Genomic DNA, 19,314 nt, shown 5'->3' on the forward strand with positions numbered 1-19,314 from the left:
GGCAGGGGGAGGTCGGCGGCGCGGTCCGCCAGCACTTCTTCCAGGAGCGGCAGCCACGCCAGGGCCTCTGGCCGCGCGGTGCCTCCGGCGAGCCTGCGCACGAAGGACGCCGTATCCAGCCCCACGCCCTGAAGCCGTTCATCGAAGGACGCGTCATCGCCCAGCGTGCTGCGGCGCCAGGCCTGGAGGCGCGCCTCGGCCTGCTGGAGCGCCGCGGTGGAAGGGTCCGCTCCCGTGGCCTCCCGTTCATGGAGGAAGGCAGCCCGCTCCCACGCACCCATCTTCGAGCCCTCTTGCATGCGCGCCCTGCACGTCCGGCGGGACGTGGAAAAAGACAGGCGCGAGAGCCGGAGCCCTCGCGCCTTGAATGCGACAGGACGACTCCGGGTGGGAGCCGCCCGTCACACCCAGTCCATCAGCACTGGGAGAACGTCAGGTTGGTGCAGATGTACTCACAGGAGTTGGTGGCGGTGAAGCCGATGTCGATCCGGCCGCCAACGACGTCCATCAGCTCGGTCTCGTTCAGCTCGTTCAGCGTCGCACCGGAGGGGTTCGCGGGCAGCTGGGCGCGCTGCTCGGCGGTGAGGCTCTCGCGGAACGACGGGTCCTTCCAGGCGCGGATGATCATGTCGGGGGTCATCATGGGGGGCCGCCTCCTTTTTGACGGCGAGCCAAGGGTAACTCGCGGACTCCAGCTGCTTCAAACATCTCCGGCATTTCCGTGTATCAATAGGTGATGCGGGCGTGAGTCGCGGACGCCCCAGCTTTCACTCGGCGCGTAGGGCGGGAGTGACGCTCAGGTGAAAAGCCAACTGCGGAGGTCCTTGTGTCCTGGCAACCTGTTTCAATGCCGCGCGAGCGGAAGACTCAGGGCTCATCTGTCCAGCCAGTATGAGAAACCATCGCTTCGCATCGCGCGTTCAAGGAACTCCGAGAACGAAGACGCAATGCGTTTCGTCTTGGGGAATGTCTCGTGCCACGCGTCGAACAACGGATACCGGCCGGACTCCTGCTGCGAGACGTCCAGGACGACGTAGTTGGTGTCCTGCATGTCCACGAGCGTGTATTGCGATGGGGCTCCGTGCGTATCGTCATCTCGCCCCATGATGGCCAGCCGGGCACGGCGTATCTCGGCCAGCGGGAGGATGCGGTAGCTCGCGTCGGGCTCGAGCTCGAAGAGCGTGCCGCCATCGGCGTGCAGGTAGAAGGCGCGCAGGTCCGCATCCAACTTCCAGCCGACGCGAGCCTCGAAGTCGGCGATCTGCTCGGCCGTCGCAGGTGGGCGGGAGAAGTGGCTGCGGGAGAACTCCTCCAGGAGTCTTTCCATGGACATGGCGGCGTCCTCAGTCAACGTAGGGCCGCGCTGGGCCCGGCGTCAGCCACTTTCCCCCTGGTGCATAGCAGGCGGGGTAAGCGCTGTTGAATTCAAGGTGTACGTCGGGCGGGACGGGCAGGACGTTGCCAGGAGCGAGCGGCGGACCTCCATGCAGCAAGTCGTAGATGTGGTGGCCGGGCCAACTGGTGCTGCCCGCCTTTGGCCAGTCACCATATTCACTGCTCCAGTCGCGCCGGAATGCCGTGCGACCACGCTCCCAGATTTTTCGTTGTGCCTCGCTGTCAGGCACGGTCGGGTAGTCGCAGCAGCAGTGGGTGATGGCGAGACGACCGCCGGCCTCCGCTGGCATGAGCAGGAAGCGGCCTTGCCAGTCACCCTTGATGTCGGCCAGCCACATGCAGCCCATGAGGGCATGGCCCTGGGCCGCGCACTTCGCCTCGCAGCGAGACAGGAAGTCAGCGCTGCATTGCCAGGGCCCGTAATAGATGGTCGTCCGGACCTGCCCTCCGTCCGGCGTCTTGACGATCGGGCTGACCCACATCGCTCGCGCAGGGCTTCCTCCCCCGCCGACCGTGGCCGAGCCACACCCCACCATGGCGAGGAGGGTGGCGAGGCTCGCGGTCCGGCGAAGGACGGGCGACCTGCTGGGTTCAAGCGCCATGCGGCTCAGTACGAGCCCCAGCGCGAAGGCAGCGGACCGCTCCACTGTGACTGGGTGCCCGGAGTCGCCAGCGGCGTACTGCCATTGATGCGCATGACGCTGGAGGCCTCGTTGAGGTCGGACCAGTTCACGGCGATGTTGCGGCAGTAGCGGTCTTTCGCGAACCCCGTGGTCAGGTCGTGGATGCAGGGCGTGGCATCCCAGACGCGGTCCGCCTGCAGCCGCTGGACCGCGGCGACGATGTTGGAGGGCATCTCCCCGGAGGCCCGGACGAAGGGAACGCCATCGACAGGCGCGCCCTTGGACGACAGCAACTCAAACACCTTGCCGGAATAGCTCAGCGTGCCCTGCATGCTGAAGTCCCAGGCACTGGCGCTGAAGGGTGACGTCTGCCCACACGAAGCCGGATTGCCGGGCGCGTCGGTGCAGGCGCCTCCGAGGTGCAGCACCAGCACGGCGCCCGTCTCCACCGTGTAGCCCTGGGGGAAGGTGAAGGCGAAATCGGAGTTGGTGAGCTCCCGGAGGGAGATGCCCGTCAGCGTCCCTCCGGAGACGGCCACCAGTTCGATGAGGTCCTGCGGGGCGTCGGGGTTGATCTCGGTGATACGCAGCGAGGCTTCCGGCGGCGCCCCACCGCCACCATCCACGGTGCCCGCATCCTGGCCACCCGCATCCGGAACGCCCGCGTCGTCAGAACCCGCGTCGGCGGTCCCGGCGTCCACGCCTGAATCACTGCCTGCGTCCACGACCCCCGCGTCCGGCGACGCGGCCTGAACACAGCGTTCCTCAACGCAAACGATATCGGGACCCCGGGCCGCACAATCCGCGGTTTCGGTGCACTCAGGATTGGAACAGGCGGCGGCGAGCGGGAGCAGGGCAAGGGCTGCGAATCGCGAACGAATCATATTGGAGACCAGGATGGGAGAAACGGCTGCGCCTTGAGCGCGGGTGCCGGAGTCGCGGCGGAACCGTAGACGTCGCTACGGCCCGCCGAAGTATCATGAGGCTCCGACATTGGAGCGTCTTGTCAGCGTCCGCGCGTCATGACGCCGCCCTGCTCCAGCAGGGTGAACAGCTCCACCAGCGCGCCCACGGGGAAGACGTAGCCATATTCGGCGTAGGCGGCATCGCGGATGTCCGCCACGGAGCGCTTGCCGTCGGCGTAGCTCGCGACGGCATCCGCCAGTTGGTAGAAGCGCAGCTCGCTCTCTCCCTGCTCCCGCAGCGCCGAGGCCGCGGCGTTCATCGCGGCGTTCACCGCGTCCACCCGGGCCTTGGACTCGGGGGACGCGCGGCGCTCCAGGTCGTCGAACGAGGCGAGCTCCTGGCCCTTCACCCGGCGCGGCACGAAGGCCCTCGCACGGCGCTCGGCTTCGTCAGGCGAGGGCTCCTTCAAGGACACCCCGCGCGCCTTGCCGTCCGCCTCCAGGCGCTTGAGGGCCTGGGACTCGGCGGTCTCCAGCGTCCGCACCATCGCCTTCACCGGCTCGGCGGGCGCTCCCAGGGCCAGGCAGGAGCGCAGGGCGTCGCGTTCACGCTGATAGCCAGCGCGCACCCCGGCGCGGGCCAGCCGGGCGAAGCCGGGCACCTGCGCGGCGGGCATGGCGGCCAGGTCCCGGCGGGCCCGGAACTCGTCCTCCGCCACGCGCCTCGCGCCGTGCACCGCCACCAGGCGCGAGAGCTCCAGGGCGCCCGGGCCTTCGGCCCAGGCGGCGACGGTGACGGAGGCCAGGCTCGCGAAGGCCGCGCGATGCAGCTGGGTGGGGTCCACGTTCTCCGGCCGGTCTCCGCTGGTGTGGTAGCCGTCGTCGGGCCACGTCGAGAAGGCGACGCCCGGAATGCCGTGGTCGTTGAAGAGCTGGTGATCCGAACCCCGGCTGTAGCGCTCCATGTGCGCATCCATCGGGTCCCGCGAACCGGTGACCGAGCCGATGCGGAAGTCCTTCCGCGTCGGGTAGGCCACGCTGTTGAAGCGGTTCATGAAGGCCACCGTGGACTCGGACACTGCGTTCACGAAGCTGCCGTTCCAGTCCGGGGTGTACGAGACGGAGAAGCGTGAGTGGGCGCGCGTCAGGCTGGCGCCGAGCATGTCGAAGTTGAACTGCGCCACCCGCCGCACCGGATCCGCGCCGTGGTGGGAGAACCACTCGCGGGTGCCCTCGAACTCCGGCAGCCACAGCACGCGCAGGGTCCGCACCGGCGGCGGCAGCACGCCCCGGCGGATGAGCGTGGTGTAAGTGCGCACCAGCTCCAGCAGCGTGGCGGATCCGGAGGCGTTGTCGTCGGACCCGGGCTTGTAGTGGTCCAGGTGCGCGGTGAGGACGACCTCCTCGCCCGCGCGCGTGCCGGGGATGACGCCGCTGACGATGCTGAGATGTCCCGTGGGCTCTTGCGTGGCGACGCTCACGTCCACCTTCACCGGGCCCTCCCGCAGCTGCGTGCGCAGCTCACGCCCCTGCCGGTCCGACACCATGAACAGGAAGGGCGTGCGCATGCCCTGCGGGATGAGGCTCCGGGGCACGGCGGCCCAGCCCACCTGATCCGGAAAGTCGCCTTCCATGCGGTGGGGCGCGTTCCAGGGCGGCGTTGAATACGAAGACACCACGCCCACGGCGCCGTGCTTCACCACGGCGTTGCGCAGCGTGGCCCCGAGGTGCCCGTGGCTGAGCGCCACCTTGCCCTTCAGGTCCTTGCCCGCGTAGTCGGCGTCCTGCGTGCCCAGGCCCACGTCGACCAGCTCCAGGTCCTTGCCCTCGAAGCTGCCGCTGCCCGACGCCAGGGACATGGGCAGGTCCGCGTAGGACGTCACCCGGTAGCGGTGGGGACCTGTCACCCACAGCTCGCCGTGCGTGGCCCGCCACTGGGGACCGTCCTTCATCGCTTCAATCTGGACGTCCTGGAGCCCCGCGGCCTCGGCGGCGGCCTTCGTCCACGCGGCCGCCTCCGAATAGCCGTCCACGCTGTCCCGCGCGAGCAGGGACAACCGCTGCACGCCGTCATGGATGCGGTCCCCCGAGCTCTCCTGGATGAGGGCGCGCACCACGTCGTCCCGGAGCACCAGGCCGGTGGTGGGAGAGATGGGGCCCAACGGGGACGCGGGCGCCTGGGCGGAGGCGCTGACGGAGGTGATCAGCGCGAGGAGGGCGAAGGGCAACGGGCGAAGGGACATAGTCCCCCCGTTCTACAGCGAACCCCCAGCGGACCGGGATTCCGTGCAGCGCGCTGCACAGATGCGTGGCCACTTGCACACCCGTAGGGTCCTCTCTCCACGGGCGCCGCCGGCATGTGCTGGCACATGGGTTGCTGAAGGGCCGTGCATGGTTGAGATCGTCTTGATGGTGGTGGCGGCTGTCGTCCTCCTGGGGCCCATCCTCTTCGTGGCGGGCATCGTCACGATGAGCAAGGGCAACAGCACTCGCGGTGGCCTGATGACGTTGCTGGGGGCCGTGACGATGGGGCTCGTGTTCTGGGCCTACAACGTCCTCGGCAACATGAACTTCTCGAAGGGCCGCGTGCTGCGTCTCAAGGGGCGCGCCCGCGTGGCCCGCCGGGCGCTGGGGGACGGCTGGGCGGACGACGCCGCTCCGGCGCTCGAAGGGCTCACGCCCTGGCAGCGGACGGTGCTGGGCGAGGCCTGGATGTACTCCGCGGGCATGGAGCACGCGTCGGTGCCGGCCTTCGCGAAGCTGTCGCTCAAGCTCTCCGCCCTGGGCGCCCCCTCGGAGTTGCTGGAGGCCTGCCACCTGGCGGCCCTGGACGAGGTCCGTCATGCCCGGCGGTGCTTCGCGCTCGCCCGGGCCTACTCGGGGCTGCCCTGGAGCGCGGGCGCGATTCCGGAGCTGGCGCAGGAGCGCCCCTCGCCTCCCAGCGCTGACGAAGGGGACGCCTGGTCCCGGCTGGTGCGTGGGTCCTTGCTGGATGGATGCCTGGGGGAAGGGCTGGCCGCCAGCGTCGCGGAGGAGGCGTCCCGGCGGGCCAGCGACCCTGTCGTGTCTGAAACCCTGGCGGTCATCGCCGAGGACGAGGCACGGCACGCGGAGCTGGCCTGGGACGTGATTGCCTTCGCGCTGGAGCGGGGCGGCGGCAAGGCGAAGCAGGCGCTGCGTGAGGCATTGGAGGCGCTGGAGACGCAGCGCACGCCCGCGCTCCCCAGCATCCCCGGCGTCGACGAGGCCTTCCTGGCGCGCAACGGTGTGCTGCCCCAGGCGGAGCTGGGACGGCTGATGGAGGAGTGCATCCAACAGACGCGTGAGCGGGCCATGGCCTTCACGCGTCAAGGGAGGACACCCGGTGTTTCATTCCGCTGGGATGGAGAACGCGCGCACCTTGTCCGGGGTGGAGCGTTCCGGTAGGACTCAACGCCCGGGGACCTCACGTCGTGCCGAATCGCTCAAAGACCATCCTCGTTGTCGATGATGAGCGGGACTTGAGGGAGACCCTCGCCGAGCTCCTGGAGATGGCTGGCTATCGCGTGGTGCAAGCCGCCAACGGCCTGGCGGCCCTGGAGCTGCTGGCGGCCGCTCCCATGCCGGGCATGGTGCTGCTCGACAAGATGATGCCGGTGATGGACGGGTACGAGTTCCTGCTCCACGTGCGCGACGATCCCAACTACCGGGAGCTGCCGGTGCTGATGATGACGGCCGACTCCGGCTTCCGTGCGCCACCGGAGACGCTGGGGCTTCTGTACAAGCCCCTGGACCTCGACAAGCTGCTGCGGCTCGTGGCCCAGCACTGTCCCCTGGGCTGATGCGCAGCGGTCAGCCCAGCGTCAGCAGCGCGCCGCAGACCATCATCCCCACGCCCACGACGAGCTTCCACGACAGCGGCTCTCCCAGCAGACCCCACGCCAGCACGAGCGTGAGGGCCAGGCTGAGCTTGTCGATGGGCGCCACCCGCGACGCGGGCGCCAGCTGGAGCGCCCGGAAGTAGGCCAGCCAGGACAGGCCCGTGGCCACGCCGGAGAGCGCGAGGAAGAGCAGCGTGCGGCGGCTGAGCGTGGGCAGCGCGGCTCCCTCTCCCCGGGCCAGCGCGATGGCCCAGGCGAAGACGAGCACCACCACGGTGCGCAGGGCGGTGGCGAGCGTGGACGGCACTCCCTCCACGCCCACCTTCCCAAGAATGGCGGTCAGCGCGGCGAAGCCCGCGGAGGCCAGCGCGTACATCCACCACGTCATGTGCGTGACTCCTCTGGCTTCAGCGCGGACGCGGAGCGCAGCAGGCCCGCGCCGCTCACGATGAGGATCCCGGTGAGCACCATCACCGCGCCCACGGCGAAGGACAGGTCCGCGTGCTCGTTCAGCACGAAGATGCCCGCGCTGACGCCGAACAGCGGCGTCATGAAGGAGAAGACCGACAGGTTGGACGCGAGGTAGCGGCGCAGGAGCCAGAACCAGGTGAGGTAGCTGGCGAAGCAGACGATGACGCCCTGGAAGAGCAGGCTCGCCCAGGCCACCGGCGCCATCGTGATGGGGCCGGCCTGGCCCGTGAGCAGGGCCACGGGCAAGAGCAGCGCGACGCCGCCCACCAGCTGGTACAGCAGGGTCTGCGTGGGCGGCGCGTCCGACAGCTTCGAGACGCGGATGGCCACGGTGGTGGCGCCCCAGGACAGGCCCGCGAGCAGCCCCATCGCGTCTCCCAGGAGCACCTCCGGGCTGAGGCCTCCCTGGAGCCAGCCGCCGCCAAAGGCCAGCGCGATGCCCGCGAAGGCCACGCCAATCCCCAGCCACTGCGTCCGCTTCAGCCGCTCCGAGGGCACCCACCAGTGCAGGCCCAGCGCGGAGAAGACGGGCGCCGTGTAGAGGAAGATGCCCATGTGCGAGGCGTGCGTGTGGCGCAGCCCCTCGCCCACGAAGAGGAACTCCAACGCGAAGAGCACGCCCACGAGCAGGCCGGGACGCCACGGGCCGTGTCGCAAGAGCCCGCGCTCGCCCCGGAACCAGCACAGCAGCGCCACCAGCAGCGCGGCCACGCCCGAGCGCAGCGCCATCTGCATCAGGTTCGGGACATGGGGCGCGGCCAGTTTGACGGCCACCTGCTGCAAGCCCCAGATGGCGCACAGCACGACCATGGTCGCGAAGGCGAAGCCGTCCGCGGGTTTCCGGTGAGAACTCATGACTTCATCCTGCGCATGGCGGGGCGGATGGATATAGCGAGATTCCGACAACCCATCCCGAGAAGCCGCCATGGCGAAGCAGCTGCAAGTTCCCTTCACCTCAAAGCTTCCACACCCCGTGTATTTCCGGGCAGTGAACCTGCCCGTGGCGGCCGCCTATCCCCGGCACCGCCACCCGTGGGGTGAGTTCGTCTACGCCTTCAGCGGGGTGATGGAGCTCAAGCTGGCGGGCAGCCACTACCTCGCTCCTCCGCAGTACGAAGTCCCTGATGGAGCACCTGCGTGAGCACACGCTGGCGCAGCCACGCACCAGCGCAGAGCGCCGGTTGTTCCGGGTGCTCATCGACCAGCTGGCGCTGGCGCCCGCCCATGGGAGCTACCTGCCCATGTCCGATGATCCGCTCCTCCAGCCGGTCCTCACGGCGCTGGAGCAGCACCCCGAGGACGAGCGCTCCCTGGCCGAGTGGGCCCGCGAGCTGCACACCACGGAGCGCACGCTGGAGCGGCGCTGCCAGCAGCACCTGGGGCTGTCGTTCAGCGAGTGGCGCCAGCGGCTGCGCGTCGTCAAGGCGCTCGCGATGCTGGAGCAGGGACACGCGGTGGAGGCCATCGCGCTGGACCTGGGCTACAGCAGCGCCTCCGCCTTCATCGCGATGTTCCGGCGGATGACGGGCACCACGCCGGACAAGGTCCGGGGCCAGGCCTTCGTGGCGCCGTGAGCAGCGCTACGCGACAGGGTGGGGTCGTCCCGGACGGGATTGCCGAACAGCAGCTCCCGGGAGATGACGGGCGGCGGCTCCGCCAGCGCGGGCGCGGCCCACAGCATCAACACCCCTACCGCCTTTGCGCAGCCGCATCGAAGCGCTCCATCCATGGCCAAACGAAAGCCCAGCAACCCGGTGGGGTTGCTGGGCCTTGAACAGCGAGCTTCGCTGGGACTTCCCGGGGACTACCGGACGACGGTCACCGCGGTGTCATCGATGAAGAAGCTCGTCTGCAGCGACGAGTCCTCCGTGCCGTTGAAGTAGAGGCGGATGGTCTGGCCCTTGTACGCGGCCAGGTCGAACGTCCGCTGCACGTAGGCCGTGCCCTTGTCCAGGTTGCTGTACGTGGCCAGCGTCGCCAGCACCGTGCCCGCGCTGTTGCGCACCTGGACGGCCAGCTTGTCGTAGGCCGTGGAGGTCGTCGTCTCCGACGTGGTGATGCGCGCCCAGAACGTGAACGTGGCGCTGCACGCCGTGGCGGGGATGGTGATGTCCTGGTAGGCGAACTCGGTGCGCGTGGCGCCGTAGCCGTTCAGGTAGGCCTTGTACGTGCCCGTGCGCGGCGCGCTGCCGGACGTCGTGCCGTCGATGACGCCGGACGACGTCGTCCAGCCCGTGTTGCCGCTCTCGAAGCCCGCGTTGGCCAGGAGCTGCTCGGTGATGGAGCAGCTGCCCGTGCCGTTGTTCACCGTCACGGACACCGTGGAGGACGTGCCCACGTTGTTCGCCGCGTCATACGCCTTGGTGGTCAGCGTGTAGGCGCCGTTGGCGACCGACGTGGTGTTCCACGCGATGCTGTACGGCGCGGCCGTCGCCGTGCCCAGCAGCGTGCTGCCCGCGTAGAACTCCACGCGAGAGACGCCCACGTTGTCGGTGGCGCTGGCGCTCAGGCTCGCGGTGCCGCTCAGCGTGGCGCCGCCCGCGGGGGAGGTGATGGACGTGGTGGGCGGGGTGGTGTCGCTGCCGCCGCCGCCGGTGATGAAGAGCGTGTACAGCAGCCGGTTGGGCGAGCCCGTCCCGGGACTGGTGACCTTGTTCGGCGTGGCGTTGTTCACCAGCGCGTCGCGCACCTGCTGGGGCGTCGCGGTGGGGTTGGCGCTCAGGTAGAGCGCCGCGGCGCCGGCCACGTGCGGGGACGCCATGGACGTGCCGCTCATGGACGTGCTCGACGTGTTGCCGGAGTTGGACGCGGAGGTGATGCTGGAGCCCGGCGCGAAGATGTCCACGCAGGTGCCGTAGTTGGAGAACGACGAGCGCGCATCCGAGCTGGTGGTGGAGCCCACGGTGATGGCGTTGGGCGCGCGGGCCGGCGAGTAGTTGCAGGCGTTGGCGCTGTCGTTGCCGGCGGCGACCACCGTCGTGACGCCCGCGGCAATGAGCCGCTCGGTCGCGTCGTCGATGGCCTGGATGCCCACGTCGCCCAGGCTCATGTTGGCGACGGCGGGCTTGACGTGGTTGGCCGCCACCCAGTCAATGCCGCCAATGACCTGCGCGTCGTTGCCGTAGCCCGAGCAGTCCAGCACGCGCACGCCGTGCAGGGTGACCTTCTTCGCCACGCCCCAGGTCGTGCCGCCCACCGTGCCGGACACGTGCGTGCCGTGGCCGTGGCAGTCGGACGGGTCGCTGTCGTTGTCGATGAAGTCGTAGCCGTTGCCGATGCGGCCGGTGAACTCCGTGTGGGTCTGACGGATGCCGGTGTCGATGACGTACGCGTGCACGCCGGTGCCGTCGACGTTGTAGGTGTACGAGCTGTTGCGCGGCAGGTCGCGCTGGTCGATGCGGTCAATGCCCCAGGTCGCGCCGGTCTGCGTCGCGGACACGTGGATGAGGCCGTTCTCCTGCACGTACGCCACGCGGGGGTCGGACAGCAGGCGCTGGGCCTCGGCCTCGGTCATGTTCGCGAGGAAGCCCTGGATGCTGTGCTCGAAGGTGCGCAGCACGCGGCCACCGCCCAGGGACGTCAGCTCCCGGGCCACGTTCGCCGCGCCCTGCTGACGGACCTCCTGCGCGGAGTCGCGCAGGACGACGATGTACTCGTTGGGGATGGCCCGCTCGCGGCGGATCATCTGCGCCGTGTGACCGAACTGCTCGCCGTCGGACTCCTGCGCCTCCGGCATCGGGCCGCACGCCGCGGCCAGCAGGGAGATGGCACTCACCGCCTGGGTCAGTTTCAGTTTCATTCGGCCTCTCGAGAACGTGCGGGCTCCGGGACGGAAGCCCTCGCACAAGCCGTGAAACTATATTTCCGGGAATATGCGGTCAATGCGGCTTGGGCAGGGTTGTCCGGTCCAGGTCGTCGCGGGTGGCTTCGTAATGCCTCGTCCTTTACATTGAGCGAACGTTCACTCAATCATGCGGGGCATGCCTCGTAACGCTGACGCCAACGCCGCCCTCCGGGAGAAGACGCGGGAGCGCGTGCTCCAGGCCGCGGTGCGGCTCTTCTCCCGGCACGGCTTCGATGGGACGAGTGTCCGCGCGCTCGCGCAGGAGGCGGACATCGCGGTGGGGCTGCTCTATTCGCACTTCGATTCGAAGGAGGCGGTGCTCTCCGCGCTGATGCGGTCGTCGATGCTGGACGTCGCCCGGACGCTGGAGGCCGCGGACAGGGAACCCACCGCGCGCGGCTTCGTCACGGTGCTGCTCACGTCCGCCGTGGAGATGCTGGACGCGCACCGGGACCTCTGGCGGCTGAGCCAGGGCCTGCGTCACCAGCCGGAAGTCCTGGCGCGCTTGAAGCTGCCGCTGGAGCAATTTCTGGGCGCCACGCACCAGCGGCTGACGCAGGCGCTCGCGGAGCGCGGTGTGCCGGACGCGGACATCGAGGCGCGGGTGCTCTTCGCCGCCGTGGAAGGCGTCTCCCAGCAGTACGTGCAGCACGAAGGGGACTACCCCGCGGCGGCGGTGATCCAGGCCGTGGCCCGGCGGTGGCCTGGGGTGACTCGCAAGCGAAAGGCAGACACGCGATGAAACGGCTCAAGGTTCCCGGCGGTGAGATGGCGTGGTTCGAGGAAGGCCAGGGCACCCCGGTGGTGCTGGTGCACGGGACGCCGTCGTCCTCGCGCGAATGGCGCGACGTGGCCCGCCGGCTCACGCCGTCCTACCGCGTGCTCGCTCCAGACCACCTGGGCTTCGGGGACAGCGAGCGGCCCTCGGACTGGCGCACCTATTCACTGCCCTGGCACGTGGAGAACCTGCGCGCGTGGTTCGACCAGCTGTCGCTGGGGCCGTTCCACCTGGTGGTGCATGACTTCGGCGGGCCCATCGCGCTGCCGCTCGCCATCGCGGCGCCGGAGCGGGTGCTGAGCCTCACCGTGGTGCAGAGCTGGCTGTGGGACCTGAAGGGCCCCAACGTCGACAACGCGCTGATGCGGTGGCTGTACCTGTCCTGGAACTTCTCCGCGCGGACGCTGGTGAAGATGTCCTGGGGACGCCGCACGAAGCTGACGCGCGAGCTGCACCAGTCGTTCATGTCCCAGTTCCCGGACCGGGCGTCACGGATGGGCACCTGGGGCTTCGCGCGCTCCATCTCCCACGAAGGCCCGTGGATGGAGGAGCAGGGGAAGGGCCTGGGCAGGCTTGCGGATGTGCCGTCGCTCGTCGTCTGGGGCAGGGCGGACAAGGTCGTCAAGCCCGAGCACCTGTCCCGCTGGAAGCAGGCCCTGCCCCGGGCGCGCGTGCTGGAGCTGGAGGACGTGGGGCACTTCCCGCAGCTGGAAGCCCCTGACGCCCTGGGTGACGCGCTCCGTGAGCACCTGGCTATCGTTTGAGCCGGGAGCCCAGGCTCACTTCCGGTTCGCGCAGAAAGGGGCGTCGAAGGTTCCCGACAACTCCGTCGTCATCCCGTCGGACTTTCCCCGGACCTGGACCTCGAAGCTTCCCACGAGCCGGTCCGTCGTCGCGGTCGTCAGCTGGATGCTCCCGCTGGTGGCCACCGCGAGTGTCTCCGTCTCTCCGTCCGCGAGCCGCTGCTGGACCTGGACGAACCCGGGGCCGGTCTCGCTGCCGACCTCGAAGGTCCCTTCCGCGGGAGGGCCGAGGACCGAGACCATCACGAAGCGGGACGGCGGAAGGACATAGCCGGCGTCCGCGGGGGTCGTGCAGAGCCCGGAGAAGTCGCTGTCGGACAGGAGGGCAATCGTGAAAGAGGTCCCGCCGTCGGGGCTGCGCGGCAGGAGCTCGCCGGACCAGCTCACCGGAAAGGCCTTGTCTCCCTTCAAGGACCCCGCGCCCTCCGTCTGTTCCGACTTGGAGTCACAGGCAGAAAGGCAGAGCAGTCCGATGACGGGAAGGAGGTTCAAGCGCATGGGGTGTCCTCGATGAGTGAGCCGGGTTTTCTGGGGAGCCTATGCGAGCAGTGGGAATGCAGCACTCTGTCTCACGGTGCACCGGAGACAGGCGGGGAGCGGATTTCGCGGCGCGTCGCGATGAGGAACAGCCGCGGGAAGGGCAGCAGGACCGTGCCGTCGGGCAGGGCAGGGTAGGCGCGCGCGATCGCTGATTGATAGCGGGCGAGGAAGTCTGTCTTTTCGCCCGCGTCGAGCGGTTCGAGGAAGGGCCGGAGCCCCGAGCCCTTGAACCACTCCACCACCGCCGAAGCGCCGCCGGTCAGCGGGTGGAAGTACGTCGTGCGCCAGAGGTCCACCGTGGCACCGGCCTCGCGCAGCACGCGGTAATACCAGCTGGCATCCTGTCGTTCGGTCCGGGCGTTCGCGGCCCCCTTCAGCTTGTCCGCCCAGGGACCCTCGCTGGCCGTGTCGCGCATCAGCCGGTGCGACGGCTCGTCCAGGTTGTCCGGCATCTGCACGGCGAGGCTTCCCCCTGGCGTGAGCTTGTGGAGCAGCGCCGGCAGCAGGGTGGCGTGGTCCGGGACCCATTGCAGGACGGCATTGGCCAGGATGACGTCGTAGGGGCCGGGGTCGCTCCACGTCGCGATGTCTCCCGCGTCGAACCGGACGTCCGGCAGCCGCTGGCGCGCCGCGGTGAGCATGTCCGGGGAGCTGTCCATGCCGGTGACGGCGGCCGCCGGAAAGCGTGCGCGCAGCAGCTCCGTGGAGTTGCCCGGGCCGCAGCCGAGGTCCGCCGCGCGTTTCACTTCGGCCGTGGGAATCCGCGCGAGCAGGTCCCGGATGGGACGGTTCCGCTCGTCTTCGAATCGCGTGTACTGCGCCGCTGACCAGTCCATGGGCGTCCCCTTTCTTTATTCGGGAACCTACCGCGTCATGGCGGTGTCATGGGTTGTCCATGTCCTTGCGGGCATGCTCCCGCCCTTCGCGAATCGGTTAGCGTTCACTCATGCGCCTTTATCGTGCTTCCGCTGTCGTGTTGCTGATGGGGTTCCTCGCCTCGGGATGCAAACGGGACGCGGACACTCCGCCTCCCAAGGTCGCTGCTTCGATCGAGCTTCCGGCGCCCTTCCTCCAGGCGGGACTGGCGGCGCCCGTCACCGTCGCGGGACTGCCGGACACGGGCGAGGTGGACCTCGCGGAGCTGCGCGACTCCGTGGCGGATCCGAAGGTGCTCTCCGAAGCGGAGGTGGCGGCGCTTTCTCGTGAGGACGCCCGCCCCAGTCCGCCTCCTCCTGCGGCCGCCGCTCCGAGCCCGCGTCCCACCGAGGCCCCCGGACTGGGAGAGGCGGAGCTCCTGGACGCCCAGATGGGCGCGGAGATGGCGCGGCGCGAGAGGAATGTTCGCGAGGAGCGTGCGCAGCTTGAAGCAACGCGTTCCGCGCGAGCGCCTTCCGAGGACGCGGACGCCGAGGTGGAGGGCGGTGGCGCGGGAGGAGTCGTTGGGGGTGTCGTGGCCGGAATGTTCGGGGAGTCACCCCCATCGGCCGCGCCTCGTCCCATGTCGCAGGACCGCAATGCCATGATGCAGGTCATCAGGGGCAGCGGCAGTGGTGGCGGCGGAATCGCCCTGGGGGGACGCGCCGGCGCACCCGCGAAGAAGCAGGCCTCCAAGCCGGAGCCGGAGGCCCCCAAGCCCGTGCTGCCTCGCGTGGAGGCCGCGCCTCGCGCCGCCAAGGTGCTGGTGATGGGCGAGGACGGCCGCTACCAGCCCCTCAAGGCCCGCGCCGTGCGCGTCGTCACGTACATCCAGGGCTCCCGCGCGCGGACCGTGGTGGACCACCTGTTCGAGAACGACTCCGGCCGCAACCTCGAAGGCACGTTCTATTACCCGCTCCCCGGTGGGGCGACGGTGGCGGGCTTCGCGCTGTACTCGGGGGCGGTGGCGGTGGACACGCCCTCGCTGTTCCAGTCCTCGGACCTGCTGCCTCCCCTGGGCGATGACACGGCGGAGCCGGAGCGGCTTTCCGCTTCCGCGCCTCCGGCGGCGAAGGGCTCGAAGCGCGCGTGGGGTGACATCCAGGAGGCCCGCGTCGTGGAGCAGAAGCGCGCGCGGGAGGTGTACGAGGACGTCGTGCGCCGCAACGTGGACCCCGCGCTGCTCGAATGGTCGGGCGCGTCCACCTTCAGCGCTCGCGTGTTCCCCCTGCCGCCTCGCTCGCTCAAGCGTGTCGTCATCGCGTATGAGCAGACACTCCTCTTCGACGGAACGCGCCTGCGCTACACGTGGCCGCTGCCCCAGGACGCTGGAAAGGAATTGCGTGTCTCCGCTCGCGTCCACGTCGACCCCCGTCAGGCACTGGAGGTCGCGGTGCAGCCGGAGATGGGCGCGAAGGGCCGCAAGGTGGACGCCTGGCAGGTGTATGACTTTGCGAAGCTCACGGGGGACGGCGCGCTGGGCGTCGCGTTGAAGCCTCGCGGCGAGGACGCGGACGTGCTGGTGGGCTCGGACGGCGCGGGGCTTCCGGGCCGCGCCTTCCACGCGCGGGTGCGATTGCCAGAGCGGCTGACCTCCGGCGCGGAGGGGCCTCCCACGGGGCGCGCGGTGCTGGTGGTGGACACGTCGCTGTCCTCCGAGGACGGCAACGCCTGGGCCATCCAGGCGGCCACGCTGCGTGCGCTCCTGGAGAAGGACGCGACGCTGAAGGAGTACGCGGTGCTCCTCTTCGACGTGCGCCCGCGCTGGCTGCACGGGCCGGGCTTCCGAACGAACGACGCGGCACACCGCCAGGCGAGCTTCGCGGAGCTGGAGCGCGTCTATCTGGAGGGCGCGTCCCACGTGGACGGCGCGTTGGAGGAGCTGGACCGGGCCGGGCTGGAATGGCTCAAGCCGTCCTCGTCCGGGGAGCGCGTGACGGCCTTCCTGCTCTCCGACGGCAACATCACCTGGGGGCAGAGCCGCGTGGACGCGCTCCTGTCCCGGCACCCGTGCGTGGAGTCCCTGCGCTGGGTGACGTACCGCTTCGGCGAGGCGGCGGTGAACACGGAGCTGTTCGACGCGCTGGCCCGCTCCAGCGGTGGGCGCGTGGTGAGCGTGCTGTCCGCGGCGGAGGTGGACGCCGCGGCGAAGGCGCACCGCGCGGCGTCCGTGGTGCTGTCCCGCGTGTCCGTGGTGGGCGCGGACGTGAAGGACCTGGTCGTGGCGGGCCGGCCCCGGCTCGTCTTCCCCGGCCAGGAGCTGCAGGTCGCCGGCCGGCTGCCGGGGCAGGGCGACGCGGCGCTGGAGGTGGTGACCCAGGCGGGCACCGGGCCCGAGCGCGTGCTGCGCATCCCCCTGCCCAAGGACGTGGACAGCGCGTTCGCGCCCCGGGCCTGGGCGGAGCTCTTCGTGTCCCGGCTGGTGTCCCTGGATGACGAACGCCTGGACCGGATGGTCGTGGCGCTCAGCCAGCACTACCGGCTGGCCAACGCCCGCGCGTCCATGCTCGTGCTGGAGTCCGAGGGCGACTACACGCGCTACGCCGTGCGCGACGAGCAGGTGGACCTGGACAACCTGGAGTCGCTGCGGCGCCGGGAGGAGGACCAGCGCCGCGACAAGCTGCTGGGCATCGCGCTGGACGGCGTGCCCGCCGAAGGCCGCGCGGTGGTGGCCCGGCTCGCGGAAGAGAAGGGGATGCCCGCGCTCCTGCGCCGCCAGCCGCTGCGGGACGCGCCCTACGCGGGCGGTGACGAGCGCATCCAGGCGGAGCTGGCCTATCGCAAGGCGCGGCGGGAGAACCGGGACGACGTGATGATCTACGAGGCCGTGGCGCGCAGGCGGGCCTTCTCCGGGGACACGTGGGGCGCCGTGCGGGCGCTGTCGTCGCCCGTGGAGCTGCGGCCTCGCGACGCGGAGGCGCTGCGGCTGGTGGGGTACGGCCTGCTGGCGCTGGGGCAGTACCCGGCGGCGGCGGAGCTCTTCGAGCACGTGCGCCTCAACCGCCCCTTCGAGGCGCAGGCCTTCCTGGAGGAGGCGCTCGCGCTGGATGCGGCGGGCCGCTATTCGGAGGCCGCCCGCAACTACGAGATCGTCCTGGCGCGTCCCTGGAAGCGGCACGGCGAGGAGCTGCGCACGGTGGCGGGCTTCCACTACGCCCGGATGCTGGCGGGGCTGGAGCGTCAGCCCCGGCTCGCGCAGGCGGCGTCCGTCCTCCGGGAGCGGCGCGCCGGGCTTCAGGGCTTCAGGGGCGCGAAGGTGTTCGCGAACGCCACGCCCATCGACTACCAGCTCACCACGCACTGGAACTCGGACAACACGGACATCGACCTGTGGGTCATCGAGCCGGACGGGGAGAAGTGCTTCTACCAGCACAAGGAGACGAGGCTGGGCGGGCAGCTGTACTGGGACATCACGGACGGCCTGGGGCCGGAGCTGTACCACGCGCGCAAGGCGGCGCCGGGGCCGTACCACGTCGTGGTGCACTACTACGGCAAGCGGTCCGCGCGGGACGTGGTGCCCACCGCGCTGCTGCTCGTGAGCGACCGGAACGTCTTCACCGCCGAGGACATGGCCCAGCGGCGCTTCCAGGTGCGCATCCTGCCGGACACGAACTCGCGGCTGTTGTTGCGGCGCGAGGAGCTGGTGGCGTCGAAGGACCGCGTGTCCGCGCAGTCCTCACCGTGAGTCCCGCTGGCGCAGCCATGCGGTGATGGCTGCCTCGCAGGCGGCGCACCTCGAACCAGGTCGCGCGCCTGTCCAGGCTCGCGGCCACGTTCCTTGCGATGCGCGCGGGCATCTCCTGGCCCCGAGCGGCTTCACTTCAAGGGTGAGCGGTCGCGATGACCGCTCCAGCGGAGCGCCAGCTCATGGAGCGCAGACGACGCCCACACAGCCACCGGCGCCGTTGCCGCGCGCGACGTTGCCGCCTCCGTCGATGGCCGTGGGCGCGTGGATGCCCCAGCCGGTGTTGTTCTGGCAGACGTTGTTGGAGAGGGTGGGCGTGGCGCCCGGGAGGACGCGCAGGCCGTCGCCGCCGTTCGACGTGAAGCGGTTGCCGCGGACCGGGCCCTCCTGCGGAACGGGTTCGAAGTCCGGCAGGTTGTTCAGCGTCAGCCCGCCGCCGTTGTCCCGCCAGGTGTTGCCCCGGACGTCGAGCGTCTGGGCCGCCAGGCGCAGGCCCTCGCCATTGTTCATGACCCACGTGTTGCGCATCTGGAAGTCGAACGCCTGCCATTCGGGGTCCTCGGGCGTCCCGAAGGCGGTGTTGTTCGCGAGGATGGAGTTTTCGAACACCAGCTCGTAGCAATTGTCGAAGCGGCCGTTGCTCCACGTCAGGTCCGCCACGGAAGCGTTCTCCATGAACATGCTCGACCGGATGTGGATGCCGCCGGAGTAGCACCAGAGGGCGATCTCGTTCGACATGAAGGTCGAGCTGGAGATGCGCGTGTCGTGGAAGTCCACATACAGCGCCAACCCGTTCCGGGTGAATTGTGTCCCCCTGATGTCGATGGAGCCGCTCGTCGCGTCGAACTCGCTGCCGAAGCCCAGCGAGCTTCCGCTCACCCGCGAGTCCGTGAGCAGCAGCCCGCCACCGCCGAGCGTGTGGAAGATGGCGACGCCATTGCCGACGAGCGCGACCCGGTGCAGGTGCACGGTGGCGTTGTACGTGTACCCCCGGTTGAACCCCTGGATGGTGCCGTTGCGCACCGTGCTGTCGCGCTGTGAATCGATGCCCACCGTGTCGCCCGGTCCGCTGCCGGCCCGGCGCACCGTGTGGCCGCCCAGGTCGAGCACGACGCCCGGAGCCGCGATCGTCAGGGCGGGGATGGGCGTGCCCGCGCAGGTGAGGTCGCGCGTGAGCCGCGTGTTGCGGAACAGGACGTCGCCGCACCGGACGGCACGGGCCTCGAAGACTTCGGTCTCTTCCCGGGCGCCCGCCTTCGCGGTGGTGGCCGCGAGCAGCAGCAGGGCCAGGGGCCATGTCACGATTCCACCTTGAATGTGTCGCATGCTGACTTTCCCCCCTCACAGGAGGCCGTCCGCCCCCGAGCGGGGAGGCTGCTCACACCGGCCCTTGCGCCCCAGTCCGTCTGGCGGTGGCAGGCGACTGCGGGGAGAAGCACAGACCTACAGCGCCCCACGGGTTTGGGCTGTTGCTATCCTTCCAGTCCCTGCGACA

19 protein-coding genes are annotated in these 19,314 nt (G+C 69.9%); 7 read left to right on the forward strand and 12 right to left on the reverse strand.

Annotated elements, in window-relative coordinates; genetic code table 11:
* The 6 genes from D7X55_RS43240 to D7X55_RS04930 form a co-directional block, all read right to left on the reverse strand.
* Positions 1-299, reverse strand: a 299-nt coding sequence (locus D7X55_RS43240) for a hypothetical protein (protein ID WP_158626316.1), incomplete at its 3' end; no start/stop codon positions are given.
* A 116-nt stretch (positions 300-415) separates the two neighbouring features.
* Positions 416-643, reverse strand: a complete 228-nt coding sequence (locus D7X55_RS04910; protein WP_199746864.1) for a mersacidin/lichenicidin family type 2 lantibiotic — start codon at positions 641-643, stop codon at positions 416-418.
* A 231-nt stretch (positions 644-874) separates the two neighbouring features.
* Positions 875-1,333 (reverse strand): SMI1/KNR4 family protein, encoded by a 459-nt coding sequence (locus tag D7X55_RS04915; protein ID WP_120546366.1) that lies wholly within the window; start codon positions 1,331-1,333, stop codon positions 875-877.
* 10 nt (positions 1,334-1,343) lie between these two features.
* Positions 1,344-1,877 (reverse strand): hypothetical protein, encoded by a 534-nt coding sequence (locus tag D7X55_RS04920; RefSeq protein WP_233609593.1) that lies wholly within the window; start codon positions 1,875-1,877, stop codon positions 1,344-1,346.
* A 125-nt stretch (positions 1,878-2,002) separates the two neighbouring features.
* On the reverse strand, positions 2,003-2,719 hold the full coding sequence (locus tag D7X55_RS04925) for a hypothetical protein (RefSeq protein WP_233609594.1): 717 nt from the start codon (positions 2,717-2,719) through the stop codon (positions 2,003-2,005).
* 305 nt (positions 2,720-3,024) lie between these two features.
* Positions 3,025-5,166, reverse strand: a complete 2,142-nt coding sequence (locus tag D7X55_RS04930; protein WP_121722377.1) for a M28 family peptidase — start codon at positions 5,164-5,166, stop codon at positions 3,025-3,027.
* 148 nt (positions 5,167-5,314) lie between these two features.
* Between D7X55_RS04930 and D7X55_RS04935 the strand changes: the two genes are divergently transcribed.
* Positions 5,315-6,349, forward strand: a complete 1,035-nt coding sequence (locus D7X55_RS04935; protein WP_199746865.1) for a ferritin-like domain-containing protein — start codon at positions 5,315-5,317, stop codon at positions 6,347-6,349.
* A gap of 26 nt (positions 6,350-6,375) precedes the next feature.
* Entirely contained in the window at positions 6,376-6,744 is a 369-nt protein-coding gene (locus D7X55_RS04940; RefSeq protein ID WP_120546297.1) for a response regulator, read from the forward strand.
* Between the two features lie 10 nt (positions 6,745-6,754).
* On the opposite strand, the gene D7X55_RS04945 is transcribed toward D7X55_RS04940, so the two are convergent.
* Both D7X55_RS04945 and D7X55_RS04950 read right to left on the reverse strand, forming a co-directional pair.
* Positions 6,755-7,171 carry an EamA family transporter gene (locus tag D7X55_RS04945; protein ID WP_120546298.1) on the reverse strand — a complete coding sequence of 139 codons (417 nt, stop codon included), beginning with the start codon at positions 7,169-7,171 and terminating at the stop codon, positions 6,755-6,757.
* Positions 7,168-8,109, reverse strand: a complete 942-nt coding sequence (locus D7X55_RS04950) for a DMT family transporter (protein WP_121722378.1) — start codon at positions 8,107-8,109, stop codon at positions 7,168-7,170. The genes D7X55_RS04945 and D7X55_RS04950 overlap by 4 nt, the downstream gene beginning before the upstream one ends.
* A 118-nt stretch (positions 8,110-8,227) precedes the next feature.
* Between D7X55_RS04950 and D7X55_RS44520 the strand changes: the two genes are divergently transcribed.
* Positions 8,228-8,395 (forward strand): hypothetical protein, encoded by a 168-nt coding sequence (locus D7X55_RS44520; protein ID WP_233609595.1) that lies wholly within the window; start codon positions 8,228-8,230, stop codon positions 8,393-8,395.
* Complete coding sequence (locus D7X55_RS04955) at positions 8,379-8,828, forward strand: helix-turn-helix domain-containing protein (protein WP_233609596.1); 450 nt, start codon at positions 8,379-8,381, stop codon at positions 8,826-8,828. Before D7X55_RS44520 ends, D7X55_RS04955 begins: the two co-directional genes overlap by 17 nt.
* Positions 8,829-9,058: 230 nt before the next feature.
* Here the strand turns inward: D7X55_RS04955 and D7X55_RS04965 are convergent, their stop codons facing one another.
* Positions 9,059-11,053 carry a S8 family serine peptidase gene (locus D7X55_RS04965; protein WP_120546301.1) on the reverse strand — a complete coding sequence of 665 codons (1,995 nt, stop codon included), beginning with the start codon at positions 11,051-11,053 and terminating at the stop codon, positions 9,059-9,061.
* Between the two features lie 181 nt (positions 11,054-11,234).
* Between D7X55_RS04965 and D7X55_RS04970 the strand changes: the two genes are divergently transcribed.
* Complete coding sequence (locus D7X55_RS04970; protein WP_158626317.1) at positions 11,235-11,840, forward strand: TetR/AcrR family transcriptional regulator; 606 nt, start codon at positions 11,235-11,237, stop codon at positions 11,838-11,840.
* Positions 11,837-12,640, forward strand: coding sequence for an alpha/beta fold hydrolase (locus D7X55_RS04975; protein ID WP_120546303.1), 804 nt, complete (start codon positions 11,837-11,839; stop codon positions 12,638-12,640). Before D7X55_RS04970 ends, D7X55_RS04975 begins: the two co-directional genes overlap by 4 nt.
* A gap of 15 nt (positions 12,641-12,655) precedes the next feature.
* Here D7X55_RS04975 and D7X55_RS04980 read toward each other — a convergent pair whose 3' ends face one another.
* Together D7X55_RS04980 and tam are read right to left on the reverse strand one after the other, a co-directional pair.
* Positions 12,656-13,177 carry a hypothetical protein gene (locus tag D7X55_RS04980; RefSeq protein ID WP_120546304.1) on the reverse strand — a complete coding sequence of 174 codons (522 nt, stop codon included), beginning with the start codon at positions 13,175-13,177 and terminating at the stop codon, positions 12,656-12,658.
* 71 nt (positions 13,178-13,248) lie between these two features.
* Positions 13,249-14,055, reverse strand: a complete 807-nt coding sequence (gene tam / locus D7X55_RS04985; protein WP_121722380.1) for a trans-aconitate 2-methyltransferase — start codon at positions 14,053-14,055, stop codon at positions 13,249-13,251.
* 110 nt (positions 14,056-14,165) lie between these two features.
* On the opposite strand from tam, the gene D7X55_RS04990 reads away from it, so the two are divergent.
* A complete protein-coding gene (locus D7X55_RS04990) occupies positions 14,166-17,819 on the forward strand; it encodes a VIT domain-containing protein (protein ID WP_121722381.1) in 3,654 nt (1,217 codons plus the stop codon).
* Between the two features lie 180 nt (positions 17,820-17,999).
* On the opposite strand, the gene D7X55_RS04995 is transcribed toward D7X55_RS04990, so the two are convergent.
* Positions 18,000-19,121 carry a NosD domain-containing protein gene (locus tag D7X55_RS04995; protein WP_158626318.1) on the reverse strand — a complete coding sequence of 374 codons (1,122 nt, stop codon included), beginning with the start codon at positions 19,119-19,121 and terminating at the stop codon, positions 18,000-18,002.
* Positions 19,122-19,314: the final 193 nt, after the last annotated feature.

Origin of the sequence: Corallococcus sp. AB049A (assembly GCF_003668885.1) — a bacterium.
GTDB lineage: Bacteria > Myxococcota > Myxococcia > Myxococcales > Myxococcaceae > Corallococcus > Corallococcus interemptor.

What these genes read in the sequence shown, in the direction of transcription:
- D7X55_RS04980 (WP_120546304.1), bottom strand. Translation starts at nt 13,177, where the DNA reads ATGCGCTTGAACCTCCTTCCCGTCATCGGACTGCTCTGCCTTTCTGCC.
- D7X55_RS04935 (WP_199746865.1), top strand. Translation starts at nt 5,315, where the DNA reads ATGGTTGAGATCGTCTTGATGGTGGTGGCGGCTGTCGTCCTCCTGGGG.
- D7X55_RS04945 (WP_120546298.1), bottom strand. Translation starts at nt 7,171, where the DNA reads ATGACGTGGTGGATGTACGCGCTGGCCTCCGCGGGCTTCGCCGCGCTG.
- D7X55_RS04920 (WP_233609593.1), bottom strand. Translation starts at nt 1,877, where the DNA reads ATGTGGGTCAGCCCGATCGTCAAGACGCCGGACGGAGGGCAGGTCCGG.
- D7X55_RS04955 (WP_233609596.1), top strand. Translation starts at nt 8,379, where the DNA reads ATGGAGCACCTGCGTGAGCACACGCTGGCGCAGCCACGCACCAGCGCA.
- D7X55_RS04970 (WP_158626317.1), top strand. Translation starts at nt 11,235, where the DNA reads ATGCCTCGTAACGCTGACGCCAACGCCGCCCTCCGGGAGAAGACGCGG.
- D7X55_RS04950 (WP_121722378.1), bottom strand. Translation starts at nt 8,109, where the DNA reads ATGAGTTCTCACCGGAAACCCGCGGACGGCTTCGCCTTCGCGACCATG.
- D7X55_RS04930 (WP_121722377.1), bottom strand. Translation starts at nt 5,166, where the DNA reads ATGTCCCTTCGCCCGTTGCCCTTCGCCCTCCTCGCGCTGATCACCTCC.
- D7X55_RS04915 (WP_120546366.1), bottom strand. Translation starts at nt 1,333, where the DNA reads ATGTCCATGGAAAGACTCCTGGAGGAGTTCTCCCGCAGCCACTTCTCC.
- D7X55_RS04910 (WP_199746864.1), bottom strand. Translation starts at nt 643, where the DNA reads ATGATGACCCCCGACATGATCATCCGCGCCTGGAAGGACCCGTCGTTC.
- D7X55_RS04965 (WP_120546301.1), bottom strand. Translation starts at nt 11,053, where the DNA reads ATGAAACTGAAACTGACCCAGGCGGTGAGTGCCATCTCCCTGCTGGCC.
- tam (WP_121722380.1), bottom strand. Translation starts at nt 14,055, where the DNA reads ATGGACTGGTCAGCGGCGCAGTACACGCGATTCGAAGACGAGCGGAAC.
- D7X55_RS04990 (WP_121722381.1), top strand. Translation starts at nt 14,166, where the DNA reads ATGCGCCTTTATCGTGCTTCCGCTGTCGTGTTGCTGATGGGGTTCCTC.
- D7X55_RS04975 (WP_120546303.1), top strand. Translation starts at nt 11,837, where the DNA reads ATGAAACGGCTCAAGGTTCCCGGCGGTGAGATGGCGTGGTTCGAGGAA.